The sequence below is a fragment of the Serratia marcescens genome (genome assembly GCF_006715005.1).
GTDB lineage: Bacteria > Pseudomonadota > Gammaproteobacteria > Enterobacterales > Enterobacteriaceae > Serratia > Serratia montpellierensis.
In genome coordinates, this window is record NZ_VFMJ01000001.1 from 220957 (window position 1) to 235346 (window position 14390).

Genomic DNA, 14390 nt, shown 5'->3' on the forward strand with positions numbered 1-14390 from the left:
CATGGCGTTTCACTTTTCCCCCTTTCCGCTTTTTTGATTTTCGGTTTGTTTCGATTCGAAAGGTTTTTTGGCGATTTTTTTGCTAAAACGGGGCTGTAAGCCCGATCACAATTTCATTGCTTTCGCTTTGCTGTAATGCCAGCGCAGTAGAGCGAAAGCCATCTTCTCCCCGGCGTTGCCGGAAACCTGAGGACCGCAGCTCATGCCAGTGAATACCGCAAAGCGACGTGAACACATTATCGATCTGTTATGCGAGCACGGTAGCGTGCGCGTGGAACAGCTCAGTAAGCAGTTTGCGGTATCCACGGTGACGATCCGCAACGATCTGCGCTTTCTGGAACGAAAAGGGTGTGCGCTGCGCGCTTACGGCGGCGCAATGCTCAATCAGCAATTCGCTTTCGATCGGCCGCTGCGGGACAAAGGGCGGTTGAATCGCGACGTCAAAACGCTGATCGCCAATGCGGCGGCCGGCTATGTGCGCGACGGCGATGCGCTGATCCTCGATTCCGGCTCCACCACCGCGCAGATTGTGCCGTTCCTGAAGGGGCGGCGCGATCTGGTAGTGATGACCAATGCGCTGAACATTGCCTACGAGCTTTCGGGAAACGACGGGGTGGAGGTCATGGTGCTGGGGGGCAGCGTGCGCCGCAACTCTTACTCGCTCTACGGTCCGGCTGCCGAGCAGCAATTGCGTCAGTACCGCTTCGACAAGCTGTTTTTGGGTGTCGACGGGTTCGATCTGAGCGCCGGCATCACCACGCCTCACCCCGGTGAGGCGCACCTCAATCGCGTGATGTGCGAGGTGGCGCGCGAGATTATCGCGGTGGCAGATGCCAGCAAATTTGGTCGCAAGAGCTTTTGCATGATTCGCGAAGCCGGACAAATCCATCGGCTGATCACCGACAGCCGTCTTCCGGACGATTACGAGCGGGCGTTAACTGAGCTGGGCGTGGAGGTCATCATCGCCGATCGGTAGCAGGGCGCCTGCATGGGGGCTTCATGCAGCAGTTGTTACAGCTTGTCGAGCAGCACAAGGCCGGTATGCCGGTCGGGATCTTTTCCGTCTGTTCCGCCCATCCCTGGGTTCTGAAGGCCGCGCTGCGGCAGGCCAAAGCGCGCGGCACGCCGGTATTGGTAGAGGCGACGTCCAACCAGGTCAATCAGTTCGGCGGCTATACCGGCCAAACGGCGGCCCAGTTCCGCGATGCGCTGTGGCGCTTGGCGGATGAGGCTGGCCTGGCGCGCGAGCGCGTGTGGCTGGGCGGCGATCATCTGGGGCCCAACGCCTGGCAAGATCGCCCGGCTCAGGAGGCGATGGCGCTGGCGGAAACCTTGATCGACGATTACGTTCGCGCCGGATTTCGCAAAATTCACCTCGATTGTTCCATGTCGTGCGCCGGCGATCCCTCGCCCCTGGGGGATGCCACGGTCGCCGAGCGTGCGGCGCGCCTGTGCGCGGTGGCGGAGCGGGCCTGGGCGCAGAGCGGCGGCGAAGCGCCGGTCTATGTGATCGGCACCGAAGTGCCGGTGCCGGGCGGCGCGCAGGAGGCGCTGGCGGGTCTGCAGGTCACCACGCCGCAGGCGGTGGCGCAAACGCTGGAAACGCATCGTATCGCTTGGCAAAAAGCCGAGCTGAACGATGCCTGGCAGCGAACCATTGCGCTGGTGGTGCAGCCGGGCGTCGAGTTCGATCACCACAGCGTTGAGCATTACCAGCCGCAGCGTGCCGACGCATTGAGCCATTTCATCGAACGGCAGCCGGGCATGATCTATGAAGCGCACTCTACGGATTACCAACCGCCGCAGGCCTATCGTCAGCTGGTGCGCGATCATTTCGCCATCCTGAAGGTGGGGCCGGCGCTGACCTTCGCGCTGCGCGAAGCGCTGTTCGCCCTCGATCGCATCGAACGCGAATGGCTGGGGGAACGCCAGTCGGCGCAGCTGTGCGCCACGCTGGAGCAGGTGATGCGCGAGCAGCCACAGCAGTGGAGCCGCTATTACCACGGCACGCCGCACCAGCAGTATCTCGATCGCCACTACAGCCTGAGCGATCGGGTGCGTTACTACTGGCCGCAGCCGCAGGTGCAGCAGGCGGTCGACGGTTTGCTGGACAACCTGCGCCGCAGCCCGGTGCCGCTGGCGCTGCTCAGCCAGTACCTGCCGGATCAGGCGCGGGCGCTGAACGCCGGCGAATTGAGCGCCGATCCGCAGGAGTGGGTGCTGCATAAAGTGACGCAGGTGCTCGACGATTACCACGCCGCCTGTTACCCGGAGGGCCGCTGACATGCCGAACATTTTAATGACCCGCATCGACAATCGCCTGGTGCACGGCCAGGTGGGGGTGACCTGGACCAATACCCTCGGTGCCAACCTGGTGGTGGTGGCCAACGATGAGGCCGCCGCCGATCCGGTGCAGCAGAACCTGATGGACATGGTGGTGGCGGAAGGGGTGCAGACCCGCTACTTCACGCTGCAGAAAACCATCGACGTGATCCACAAGGCGGCGGATCGGCAGAAGATTTTTCTGGTGTGCAAAACACCGCAGGACGTGTTGACGCTGGTGCGCGGCGGGGTGCCGATCCGTTTCGTCAACGTCGGCAATATGCACTTCGCCGAGGGGAAGCGGCAGGTGCACAAAACGGTGTCGCTGGACGACGGCGACGTGGCCGCGTTTCGCGCGCTGGCGGCGCTGGGCGTGGAGTGCGAAGTGCGCCGGGTGCCGGATGAAGCGGGTGAGGCGATCGGCAAACTGCTCTTTTGAGCCTGGGGGAAAGCATGTTTACGGATGCGTTATTGATTGCGCTGTTGGCCGGGCTGGCGGGGGTTGACCTGTTCGACGGTCTGACCCACTTCCACCGGCCGGTGGTGATGGGGCCGCTGGTGGGGCTGATTTTGGGCGACGTTTACACCGGGTTGCTGGTGGGCGGCACGCTGGAGCTGGTGTGGATGGGGATGGTGCCGCTGGCGGGCGCCCAACCGCCTAACGTGGTGATTGGCGGGGTGATCGGCACCGCCTTCGCCATTCTGACCAAGGCCGATCCTAAAGTGGCGATCGGCGTGGCGGTACCGTTCTCGATTGCGGTACAGGGTTGCATCACGCTGCTGTTTACGCTGTTCTCGCCGATGATGCACCGCTGCGATCGCATGGTGAAAGAGCTGAACTGGCGCGGCATCGAACGGGTGAATTACCTCGGCATCAGCATCCTGTTCATCTTCTATTTCGTGGTGGCGTTCCTGCCGATTTACTTCGGCGCCGATGCGGCCAGCGCCATGGTGCAAAAGGCGCCAGGTTGGCTGCTGGACGGGCTGGCGGTGGCGGGCGGCATGATGCCGGCGATCGGCTTCTCGCTGCTGATGAAGGTGATGATGAAAAAAACCTACGTGGCCTATTTTATCCTTGGCTTCATCTCGGTCACGTTCCTCAAGCTGCCGATCCTGGCGGTGGCGCTGGGTGCCCTGGCGATCGCCCTGATCGACTTCTTCAACACGCAACGCGGCGCGGCAGAGGCGACGGCCCGGCCCGTTCCGCAGGAGGACGCCGAAGATGGCATTTAACGATTCTGACGATCTGCTGGCGCAAAAGGCCGAGCAACGCATGGCGCAGGCGCTGGCCACCAGCCAGGTGGAGCAGGACGACTATCTGGACAGCCAGCCCGCCGAAGCGCTGACGCGCGGCGACATCAACCGCATGGCCTGGCGTTCGCTGCTGTTGCAGGCGTCGTTCAACTATGAACGCATGCAGGCCGGCGGCTGGCTGTATCAGCTGATCCCCGGGCTGCGCAAGATCCACCGCAACCCGCAGGATCTGGCCAACTCGATGAAGATGCATATGGAATTTATCAACGTGCACCCGTTCGACGTCACCTTCCTGTCCGGTCTGGTGCTGGCGATGGAGCAGAACAAGGAGAAAATCTCCACCATTCGCGCGGTGAAAGTGGCGCTGATGGGGCCGCTCGGCGGCATCGGCGACGCGCTGTTTTGGCTGACGCTGCTGCCGATTTGCGCCGGGATAGGCGCTTCGTTGGCGCTGGAAGGGAGCCTGTTCGGGCCGATCGTCTTCCTGCTGCTGTTCAACCTGTTCCACTTCGGCCTGCGTTTTGGGCTGGCGCACTACGGCTATCAGGCCGGCACCAGCGCGCTGGCGCTGTTGAAGACCCACACCCGGCGCATTTCTCACGCCGCGTCGATCGTCGGCATGACGGTGATTGGCGCGCTGGTGGCCTCGTATGTGCACCTGTCCACGCCGTTGGTGATGCATGCCGGCAAGGCCAGCGTGGCGCTGCAGACCGACGTGCTGGACAAGTTGATGCCCAATTTATTGCCGCTGTGTTTCACGCTGCTTATTTTCTTCCTGATGAAGCGCGGATTCTCACCGGTGAAGCTGATAGGCGTCACCGTAGCGATTGGCGTAGTGGGCAAATTTATCGGCATTTTGTGAGGAGCGAGCTATGCCAGGCATTGTGATTACCGGCCACGGCGGTTTTGCCACCGGGCTGTTGCAGGCGGTGGAACAGGTGGTGGGGCCGCAGCGGTACTGCACGGCGGTTGATTTCCCCGAACAGATGAGTACCGCGCAGCTCAGGGACGCCCTACGCTCGGCGCTGGCGGCGGTGATGCAGCCGGACGGCGTGGTGTTCCTGACCGATATGCTCGGCGGTTCGCCGTTTCGCAGCGCCTGCGAACTGGCGGATGAGCAGGGCGATTGCGAAGTGCTCACCGGCGTCAATATGCAGCTGGCGGCGGAAATGATGCTGGAGCGCGACGGGTTGAGCCTGGATGAGTTTCGCGAGGTGGCGCTGGCGTGCGGCAAACGCGGCCTGACCAGCCTGTGGCATGAGCGCCGCCGAGTGAAGTGCGAAGACGTGCAGACCGACGGCATTTGAACGAACGCCGGGCGCGGTAGCGCCCGGCTCTGCGGGTTATACCGGCAGCGGGCTCAGTGCCAGGCGCGCCGGTTGATCTTCGCTGCGGCTGAAGCGCCAGCAGGTCTGGTGGTACTTCGCCACGCTGTTGCGGTGCGCCACGCTGATCAGCGTCACGTCCGGCAGTTCATCCACCAGCAGGCAGTACATCAGTTGCTCGGTTTCGTCGTCCAGCGCGCTGGTGGCTTCGTCGAGGAACAGGATGCTCGGGCGAATCAACAGGGCGCGGGCGAACGCCAGCCGCTGTTGCTCGCCCGGCGACAGGCGGTGGCTCCAGTTGGCGGCGGTATCCAGCCAGCGCTGCAGGTGTTTCAGCCGGCAGTTTTCCAGCACCCGCATCAGCTGCTCGTCGCTGTATTGTGTCGCCTGGCTCGGGTAGCTCAACGCCTCGCGCAGCGTGCCGATCGGAATGTAGCTGCGCTGCGGCAGGAACAGGGTATTGGCGTTGGCCGGCAGCCCGATGGCGCCCGCGCCGTAAGGCCAAATGCCGGCGATGGCCCGCAGCAGCGTCGACTTGCCGCAGCCGGAAGGGCCGACGATCAGCAGGCGATCGCCGCGTTGCAGCGTCATCTCGGCGCCGGCCAGCAGCGGTTGGCCGTCGGGCAAGTGCAGGCTGAGGTTATCCAGCGTTAACGGATGGACGGGCTCTTCCCGCAGCTGAATGCCGCGCGGCTGATGATGCACCTGATCGACGGCGGCGTTGAAGCCGGCCAAACGGTTGACGCAGGCTTTCCAGGTCGCCAGATCGCTGAAGGCGTCGATAAACCACGACAGCGCCCCCTGCACCTGACCGAAGGCCGAGGAGATTTGCATCAGGCCACCCATCTGAATGGCGCCGGAGAAATAGCGCGGCGCGGCCACCAACATGGGAAACACGATGGCGAACTGGCTGTAGAAGTTGGTGGCGATGTTCAGCCGCCGGGTGATGCGCATAATTGCCCACCAGTTGCTGCGAATGGTGTCAAAACGGTCGCCCAGCTGCTGTGCCTCGCGCGGTTCGCCGTGGTACAGCGCGATGGCGTCGTTGTTTTCGCGGATGCGGATCAGGCCGAAACGGAAGTTCGCCTCGTATCGTTCCTGGTTGAAGCCCAGCATGACCAGCGGTTTGCCGACCCACCAGATCAGCAGCGATCCCAGCACCGCATACAGCAGCGCGAACCACACCATATAGCCGGGCAGCGTGATGGCGTGCTGACCGAGCGCGAAGGTCATCGGCCCGCTGACGTGCCATAAAATGTCGATAAAGGAAAACAGCGTCACCAGGCTGGAGAGCAGCCCGAGCGACAGCGACAGGGTATATTGGGTCAGCACGTTGAGATCTTCCGCGATACGCTGATCGGGGTTATCGACGATCTGTTGCTGCTCGGTGTGATAATACGCCTGGTGCGCCAACCATTTCCCCATGAACTTTTCCGTCATCCAGCGCCGCCAGCGCATCTGCAGCCCCTGGGTGAGGTAGATCTTGTAGACCGCCAGCACGATGAAAATCAGTGCCAGATAGGTAAAACGCCACAGCTGCGCCTTGAATACCGGGTAATTTTTGTTCTGCAACGCATCGTAGAACACCTGGTTCCACTGGTTGATCAGCACGCTGATATAGACCAGGCCGAGTGACAGGATGACGATGGCGATCAGCATCATCCAGGCGCGCCATCGTTCCTCCGACACCCAAAAGGGTTTGATCAGCTGCCACACGGCGTGTTTCTGCAAGGGGGTTGCGTTCATAACGGCTCGATAATTGCGGTATTTCGTTCAGCATGGGCTGCGGGCCGGTAACAAACAAACCGTGACTGTAAGCAGTTTTAACTCCGCTAACCGTTTGAAATAAAGCGGCTGAATTGCCGGCAGCGTGCAGCTGGGCGCAATTGCGGCATACACTCCGCCGCCGGGCGGTTATACTGGCGCCGAATTTTTGCAGAAAGGATAAACGATGAAGGCTTGGTTTCCTCTGTTGCTGACCTGCGGCGTCTTCGCCAGCGCCCGGGCCTGGGCGCACATTGACGAGCCGGACATCGCCGCCGACTGCCAAAAGGTGGCGAGCTACGCCGAACTGGGAAAAAAGGCCTATCAGCGGCAGGATTACGCCAAAGCTGCCGACATCTTTCGCGATCAGGCGGCCTGGAGCGAGTTTTGCGGCCTGAGTGAACAGGCCGTCGCTACGGCCTACAACAACGTGGCGCTGTCGTTGATGCACGCCGGCGAATTGCTCAAGGCGCAGGCCTATCTGGCGCTGGCGCCGCACGATGACAAATCGCAGCACAACATGAGCCTGTTGCGCCAACGGCTGGCGCAGCGGCCACAGCCGCAGGGGCCGGGCGGCGTGTACTGGCAATACGCCGGGCGCGGCGTGTGGAGCGAAGTGGTGGTGAAGCCGCAGGGCGAGCGCTGGCTGATCGATTTCTCCGGCTACGCCATGCCGCAGATGGGGCTGTATTACGGCCCGAACATGGGCGACTTCTCCGCCGAGCTGCCAATTGAGCACGGCAAGGCCGTCTACCATCAGCATGACTCGGAAAGCGCGCAGGTCTGCGACGTCACGCTGGAGTTTGGCGAGCAAGCGCTGGAGATGCACACGCGGGGGGATTGTGGGTTCGGTCACAACGTGCGGGCGGAAGGGCGGTTCGTGCGGGTCGAATGACCCGCCCCGGCAGCCGGGGCGAGGGGGTTACGCCAGCGCGGCGGCGCCCAGCAGGTTTTTCCAGGCTTCCACGTTACCCAGATAGTTGCCGGCCGGCAGCAGATGCAGGCGGCCTTCGCTGTCCTGCAGCGCAAAGGTCGGGAACCCCTGGCCTTGCACTTTGGCCAGCAGCGCCCGGCTTTCCGCGATGTGTTGCGCGGTCGGCGCGCCGCTGTTGAAGCGCATTTCGGCGATAAACGCCGCCGAAGACAACCCCAGCTCTTTCGCCAACGCTTCCAGCACCGGCGTGTCGGCGATGCGCCGGCCTTCTTGATAGTGTGCCTGCTGAATGCGGTGCAGCATGTCCAGCCCGCGTCCCGCCAGTTTCTCCGCCGCCAGGATTGCGGTGATCGGCGGCTCGGAATCCATCACTGCCGTGGTGTCGCGCAGCAGTCCGTTGAAATAGGCTTCGCCGAAAGGCTGGCCCGTCATCTCGGCGATGCGTTTGTCGTGCGGAATGACGTAGTTGCGCCATTCGTCGGTGATTTGGCGGCGGTTATTACCGGTCATCATGCCGCCGGCGTGCGGCACCACCTTCAGCCCGGGGAGGCTCTGAGCCGCTTTCACCAGCGGCGCGGCGCCGTAGCACCAGCCGCACAGCGGATCGAAAATATAATGCAGAGTGGTTTCGGTCATTTTTACTCCTCGCTTGGCGCGCGGCAGTTCACCGCGGCGCCAGGGCTGGTTCAATCACGCACGGGCGCTTATTGCGGCCACTTCATCTCGCCTTTCAGCACTTTCGCGCTCAGTTCCAGGCTCGACTCGTCTTTCAGCGTCGGGTAGTGTTTTTTCATCGCTTCAATCAGCGCGGCGGAATCCTTGGCTTTCGGCAGCTCGGCTTCCAGCGTGGTCAGGTATTTTTGGGTAAAGTGCACCGATGCCAGCGTTTGCGCTGCGCCCGGCAGGAAGTGGCCCGGCACGACGACCTGTGGCTTCAGTGCTTCGATGTTTTTCAGCGTCTGCTGCCAGTGCTGGCGCGATTCTACGCTCTGGTTGTCGGCGATCCACGGATGGATGTTGTCACCGGCGACCGCGACACCGCCCACGACCGCTTTCAGCGCCGGGATCCATACGAAGGTGCGATCCGGGGTCGGGCCGTTCAGGCCTTTCACTTCCACTTTCTGGCCGTCGATGGTGAAGCTGTCGCCCTGCAGCGGCTGCGGCACGATCACGGTTTTCGGCGCGTTGTCTTTCAGGATCGGGCCCCAGTAGGCAACTTTACCGTCTTTGGTCGCATTGATGTCTTTGATGGTGCCAGGCGAAGCGATGATTTTCGCCTCCGGGAAGGCCGCCTTGATCACGTCCAGACCGAAATAGAAATCCGGGTCTGAGTGGCTGATATAAACGGTGGTCAGCTTCTTGCCGGTCGCCTTGATCTTTTTCACCAACTCTTCAGCATCGTTACGCTGGAACTGAGCGTCGATCAGTGCCACTTCGTGTTTGCCGCTGATGATTTCGGAAGACACCGGGAACACGCTTTTCTCGCCCGGGTTATACACCTCCATGGTCAGAGTGTCGGCTGCGGTGGCGTAGGTGCTCAGAGTGGCGACGCCGGTGAAGGCCAGAGTTAACAGTGATTTTTTAAACATGGGCAGAGGTCCTTAGGTATCAGTTAATGTTGTAATGATGTTAGGTTGCATAAAGCGATAGAAAAACCGGATAATAAGCAATTATTCGTTGCATAAATCGGACTAATAATGGATCGCATTACCGCCGCTGAGGTTTTTGTCACCATCGTCGATCGCGGCAGCATGATCGCCGCCGCGGAAACGCTGGAGATGTCGCGTGCGATGGTGACGCGCTATCTGGCGCAGATGGAGCAATGGGCCGGGGCACGTTTACTGCATCGCACTACCCGTAAGCTTAGTCTGACCGACGCCGGTGAGCGTACTTTGGCGCGCTGCCGACAAATGCTGGCGCTGGCGGGGGAGATCGATCTGGTGGAGGAAGGGCAGAGCGACGAGCTGCGCGGCCTGCTGCGCATCACCTGTTCGCAGTCGCTCGGGCAAACGGCGCTGGTGGGGGCCGTCGCTCAGTATCTGAAGCGTCACCCGCAGGTGGCGGTCGATCTGCAGATGAACAACCGGGCGGTGAATCTGGTGGAAGAGCGCATCGATCTGGCGCTGCGCATCACCAACGAGCTGGATCCCAACCTTATCGCCCGGCCGCTGTCCACCTGCGCATCGGTGGTGTGTGCCGCGCCGGCGTATCTGGCGGCGCACGGCACGCCGCGCCAGCCGCAGGATCTGGCGTTGCACAACTGCCTGACTTATTCCTATTTCGGCAAAAGCCTGTGGCACTTTGACGCTCAGGGGGTGAAATCGGCGGTGGCGGTCAGCGGCAACCTGAGCGCCAACGAGTCGGTGGTGCTGATGGCCGGCACGGTGCAGGGGGCGGGCATTTCCATGCAACCCTATTATTCGGCGGCGCCGCTGCTGGCCAGCGGCGAACTGGTTGAGTTGCTGCCGGGTTATCGGCCGCAGTCGATGGGCATCTACGGCATCTATACCTCGCGTCGCCAGATGCCCGCCACCTTGCGCACCATGCTGGACTTTCTGGTGGAGTGGTTCGCCAGCGATCCGCAGTGGCAGGCGACGCTGCGCTGAGGCTTCGGCAACATTCCCACGCCGTTTTCACCGCTTGACGGCGGCGGCCAGGCGAGCGGAGAAGAGTGCAGCCTGTTGATGCAAATGGTCGATAAAGGCCGTCACCAGCGCCGACGAAGGGCGGTGCAGCGGCCGGATAAGGCTGACGGTGAACGGCACGTCGATGCTGAATGGCCGCACCTGTACGCCGCTGCCGGCATAGTCGAGCGCGGTCAGCGGGTTAACGATCGACACCCCCACGCCGGCTCTCACCATGGCGCACACCGACGCCGCGCTGTGCGTTTCTATCACCATGCGGCGCTCGACGCCCTGTTCGCCGAACAGCGCATCCAGCAGGTGGCGATAGCTGTCGGTGCTCGACAGGCTGATAAAGTTCTGCCCGGCGAAGTCCTGCGGCGTCAGCCGATCTTTCACCAGCAGCGGGTGGCCCGTCGGCAGCACGCACACTTCGTTCAACGTCATCAGCGTCACCCGCTCGGTGCCCGCCGGCGTCAGGGTGGTTTCCGTCAGCCCGAGATCGTGGCGCTGGGCAGACAGCCACTCTTCCAGCAGCGGCGACTCTTGCGGGATGACGCTGAAGCTGACTTCCGGGTAACGTTCGATAAAGGGCCGGCACACCGCCGGCAGCAGCGATTGGGAAAATACCGGCAGGCACACGATCGACAGCTGCGCCTGCTGAAACTGGCGGATACCGGCGGCGGCGTTGACGATGCGATCGAGGCCGTAATAGGAACGCTGCACCTCTTCGAACAACCGCAGGCCTTGCACCGTGGGGGACAAGCGACCGCGCACCCGGTCGAACAGCTGCAGCCGGATCAGCTTCTCAAAGCGCGCCAGCTCACGGCTGACGGTCGGTTGCGAGGTTTGCAGCAGGGCTGCCGCCTCGGTCAGGTTGCCGGTGGTCATCACCGCCCGAAAGATTTCGATCTGCCGCAAAGAGATGCTGTGCATGGCAAGGCTGCTCGACTGGAAAGAAAGCCATATCATAAATGAATAGACTACGGCTAAATAGATATTTTCCACCCGATTTAGCGTACGGCACTATGGCTCTATCTGCCGTCATTTTCGAATTGGGAATATCGCCATGCCTCGCTCGTTGCACGACACCTCCACCGCGTTGAATGCCGCTAACCTGCTGGCCTTGCCGCAGCGTTTCGGTTGCCCGGTCTGGGCCTATGATGCGAACATCATCAGCCAGCGCATCGCTCAACTGCGCCACTTCGACACTATCCGTTTCGCACAGAAGGCCTGTTCGAATATTCATATTTTGCGCTTGATGCGCGAGCAGGGCGTGAAGGTGGATTCGGTGTCGCTGGGCGAGATCGAACGGGCGCTGCAGGCCGGTTTTCAACCGGGCGGCGAACCGAGTGAGATCGTGTTTACGGCAGACGTGTTGGATCACGCCACGCTGGCGCGCGTCAGCGAATTGAAAATCCCGGTCAACGCCGGTTCCATCGACATGCTGGATCAGCTCGGCCAGGTTTCCGCAGGGCATCCGGTGTGGCTGCGCATTAACCCGGGGTTTGGCCACGGCCACAGCCAGAAAACCAACACCGGCGGCGAGAACAGCAAGCACGGCATCTGGTATGCCGACCTGCCGCAGGCGGTGGAGAAGATCCGCCGCTACGGCCTAAAACTGATCGGCGTACACATGCATATCGGTTCCGGCGTCGATTATCAGCATCTGGAGCGGGTCTGCGATGCGATGGTGCAGCAGGTGATCGATCTCGGTCATGACATCAGCGCCATTTCCGCCGGCGGTGGCCTGTCTATTCCCTATCAGTACGGCGAAGAGGCGATCGATACCGAACACTATTTCGGTTTGTGGAACCGGGCGCGTGAACGCATCGCCGCGCATCTGGGGCATCCGGTACAGCTGGAGATCGAACCCGGGCGTTTCCTGATGGCGGAAGCGGGCGTCTTGGTGGCCGAGGTGCGAGCGGTAAAAGACATGGGCAGCCGCCACTTTGTGCTGGTGGATGCCGGTTTTAACGATCTGATGCGTCCGGCAATGTATGGCAGCTATCATCATATTTCGCTGTTGCCGGCCGATGGGCGAGATACTTCGGGGCAAGCGCTGCGCGAAACGGTGATCGCCGGGCCGCTGTGTGAATCCGGCGACGTGTTCACCCAGCAGGCGGGCGGCGGCGTGGAAACCCGCGAACTGCCGCCGGTCCAGATCGGCGATTATCTGGTGTTCCACGACACCGGCGCCTACGGCGCGTCGATGTCCTCCAACTACAACAGCCGTCCGCTGTTGCCGGAGGTGCTGTTCGAAAACGGCGAACCTCGCCTGATCCGCCGCCGCCAAACCATCGAAGAACTGATCGCGCTGGAGCTTATCTGAGAATCGGGCGGGCGTGCTGCGCCCGCTTTACAACGTCATGCGGCGGTGCTGGTCGGTTAGGTAATTGCACCTTTAGCGACAGCGTGTCGCCTACGGGATTGCCAGGTTTCATCATAGAGTTATCTCTCTTCATCGACGCCTTCTTGGCATAGATAAATATATTTCGCTATCTATATATTAACCAATGCTTCGTTAAGCATTGGTTAATTATTTCATACCGATTAAACTTTGGCTTTCTTTATGTTTTTTTATCATTAACAAATGCAATCAATCTGTTTGTTTTTCGAACTCCTTGGTTTTTGTTGAGTGATGAGATTAATAAAACGTTAAATTGGTATCGAAATGGTAAAAGAATTTACTTGATTTTTGTTTTGGCGGATATATTCTTCATACCACAAAAAAGTTAGCCTAAAACAATATGGAGTAAGAGCAATGTACAAAAATCGCTGCTATATGCCATTCATTCTGTACCCACCCGATATGTATGATGTCTCAGATGGCGAGTCTGAGAATAATCTTATTAAATCGCTGTCGCTTGAAAGCGATGGGACTGATTTTGTTATGTATCTTTCAGTCCCTTATTGCCGAGTGTGTTGTAAAGCGTGCCCATACTTTGTTGACCTGCTGCCGATGAATAAAGGAAAGTCGCAAGATTTATTGGACCGCTATGTTGACGCTTTGGTTCTGGATTTGAAGCGCCATGCCGCAACACGTCGCTGGGGCAATGCGCGGTTGAGAGGGGTATACATCGGAGGCGGAACTGGTTCTCTGTTGGAAATTACCCATCTCGATAAAATTCTCACAACGTTAACTCGATACTTTAATTTGGCGAAGGACTGTGAAATTACCCTGGAAGGGAATGCTAAGGATTTCACCAAAGAGAAAGCGGTTTATATTGCTGATTCGATTATTAATCGGATTTCTCTGGGGGCTCAATCTTTCCAACCTGAAGTATTACGCACCGTCGGTTCACCGCATAAAGCGCAGCAGACGATTGACTCCATCCGCATGTTGCAAGATGCCGGATTAGAACATATCCAACTCGATATGATGTATAACATGCCGGGGCATACGCTAGCGCATTGGGAAAAAGATTTTAAAGTACTCCATGAATTGGGTATTAAACATCTGACGACCTATTTGTATCGCATTACTCCGGGCACGCGGCAAGAAGCGTTGATTAAAGCCGGCAAGGTGGCGCCTGTCGCCGATGCGGAAAGCGTGTTGGTCAAGGATATGCAAGCGATGATCGGCCAGTTCGCCGCGGAGGCGGGTATGCGCAACTACATGCACGAACACTACGCGCTGCCGGGTTTTGAATCCAAATACAATCACTGGACGATGAAGGAGTGTGTCGACGCGTTGGGAATCGGCCCAGGGGCATACAGCTTTATAAACCAGCGGCGTACTGGGATTTCGAAGAGCGTGGATCGCTATATCGACGCCGTGCAGAATGGGGACAGCACCTTCACTACTGCCAGCATTCAGCTTACGCCACAGCTAAGTCGTCAGCGTTATATGATTTTCAATCTGCTGTACTATCGAATTGATAAGGCGCATTACCGCAAGGCGTGGGGAACGGAATGCCGGGAGGATTTCAACGCGATTATTAACGGCCTTATTCTGGATGGCTTCATGCAGGATAATGGGGCGGAGCTCTTGCTTACGCTAAAAGGGAAGTCATGGTTGCAAAATATCATGTTGGAATTCTTCGACGATAGCATGTGGGAAAACTCTCAGGCCTTGAGGCAACAGCAAAGCTCTTGGGCTATGAATAATCACATGATCGATATTAGTGCTGCAAAGAAAAGTTTCTGGTTAGACAAAATATAATTAAC

Annotated in this window: 14 protein-coding genes; 10 read left to right on the forward strand and 4 right to left on the reverse strand. The window is 59.7% G+C overall.

Features of this window, described 5'->3' with window-relative positions; genetic code table 11:
- Window positions 1-202: 202 nt before the first annotated feature.
- The 6 genes from agaR to agaF are packed head-to-tail and all read left to right on the forward strand — an operon-like array spanning window position 203 to window position 4883.
- Window positions 203-976 (forward strand): transcriptional repressor AgaR, encoded by a 774-nt coding sequence (agaR, locus tag FHU12_RS01050; protein WP_004931804.1) that lies wholly within the window; start codon window positions 203-205, stop codon window positions 974-976.
- A 23-nt stretch (window positions 977-999) separates the two neighbouring features.
- The gene (locus tag FHU12_RS01055; protein WP_141966875.1) at window positions 1000-2283 is read left to right on the forward strand and encodes a D-tagatose-bisphosphate aldolase, class II, non-catalytic subunit; all 1284 of its coding nucleotides are present in this window, start codon (window positions 1000-1002) and stop codon (window positions 2281-2283) included.
- Window position 2284: 1 nt separating this feature from the next.
- On the forward strand, window positions 2285-2761 hold the full coding sequence (gene agaV, locus FHU12_RS01060; protein ID WP_019455696.1) for a PTS N-acetylgalactosamine transporter subunit IIB: 477 nt from the start codon (window positions 2285-2287) through the stop codon (window positions 2759-2761).
- A 14-nt stretch (window positions 2762-2775) separates the two neighbouring features.
- Window positions 2776-3555: a PTS N-acetylgalactosamine transporter subunit IIC gene (agaW, locus tag FHU12_RS01065; RefSeq protein WP_141966877.1), complete on the forward strand. Its 780-nt coding sequence runs from the start codon at window positions 2776-2778 to the stop codon at window positions 3553-3555.
- Window positions 3545-4438, forward strand: coding sequence for a PTS system mannose/fructose/sorbose family transporter subunit IID (locus FHU12_RS01070; RefSeq protein WP_025304087.1), 894 nt, complete (start codon window positions 3545-3547; stop codon window positions 4436-4438). The genes agaW and FHU12_RS01070 overlap by 11 nt, the downstream gene beginning before the upstream one ends.
- Before the next feature lie 10 nt (window positions 4439-4448).
- A complete protein-coding gene (gene agaF, locus FHU12_RS01075; protein WP_141966879.1) occupies window positions 4449-4883 on the forward strand; it encodes a PTS galactosamine/N-acetylgalactosamine transporter subunit IIA in 435 nt (144 codons plus the stop codon).
- A gap of 36 nt (window positions 4884-4919) precedes the next feature.
- Here the strand turns inward: agaF and FHU12_RS01080 are convergent, their stop codons facing one another.
- The gene (locus FHU12_RS01080; protein ID WP_141966881.1) at window positions 4920-6647 is read right to left on the reverse strand and encodes an ABC transporter ATP-binding protein/permease; all 1728 of its coding nucleotides are present in this window, start codon (window positions 6645-6647) and stop codon (window positions 4920-4922) included.
- A 205-nt stretch (window positions 6648-6852) separates the two neighbouring features.
- Here FHU12_RS01080 and FHU12_RS01085 point away from each other — a divergent pair, with 205 nt between their 5' ends.
- A complete protein-coding gene (locus tag FHU12_RS01085) occupies window positions 6853-7560 on the forward strand; it encodes a tetratricopeptide repeat protein (RefSeq protein ID WP_141966883.1) in 708 nt (235 codons plus the stop codon).
- Between the two features lie 27 nt (window positions 7561-7587).
- Here FHU12_RS01085 and FHU12_RS01090 read toward each other — a convergent pair whose 3' ends face one another.
- A complete protein-coding gene (locus tag FHU12_RS01090) occupies window positions 7588-8235 on the reverse strand; it encodes a DsbA family protein (RefSeq protein ID WP_141966885.1) in 648 nt (215 codons plus the stop codon).
- Between the two features lie 68 nt (window positions 8236-8303).
- A complete protein-coding gene (locus tag FHU12_RS01095; RefSeq protein WP_041036524.1) occupies window positions 8304-9188 on the reverse strand; it encodes an MBL fold metallo-hydrolase in 885 nt (294 codons plus the stop codon).
- Between the two features lie 108 nt (window positions 9189-9296).
- On the opposite strand from FHU12_RS01095, the gene FHU12_RS01100 reads away from it, so the two are divergent.
- Complete coding sequence (locus FHU12_RS01100) at window positions 9297-10205, forward strand: LysR family transcriptional regulator (protein WP_141966887.1); 909 nt, start codon at window positions 9297-9299, stop codon at window positions 10203-10205.
- Window positions 10206-10232: 27 nt separating this feature from the next.
- On the opposite strand, the gene FHU12_RS01105 is transcribed toward FHU12_RS01100, so the two are convergent.
- The gene (locus FHU12_RS01105) at window positions 10233-11156 is read right to left on the reverse strand and encodes a LysR family transcriptional regulator (RefSeq protein WP_141966889.1); all 924 of its coding nucleotides are present in this window, start codon (window positions 11154-11156) and stop codon (window positions 10233-10235) included.
- A gap of 133 nt (window positions 11157-11289) precedes the next feature.
- Between FHU12_RS01105 and lysA the strand changes: the two genes are divergently transcribed.
- On the forward strand, window positions 11290-12552 hold the full coding sequence (gene lysA, locus FHU12_RS01110) for a diaminopimelate decarboxylase (RefSeq protein ID WP_141966891.1): 1263 nt from the start codon (window positions 11290-11292) through the stop codon (window positions 12550-12552).
- A gap of 432 nt (window positions 12553-12984) precedes the next feature.
- Window positions 12985-14385, forward strand: a complete 1401-nt coding sequence (locus FHU12_RS01115; RefSeq protein ID WP_141960098.1) for a coproporphyrinogen-III oxidase family protein — start codon at window positions 12985-12987, stop codon at window positions 14383-14385.
- Window positions 14386-14390 lie beyond the last annotated feature (5 nt).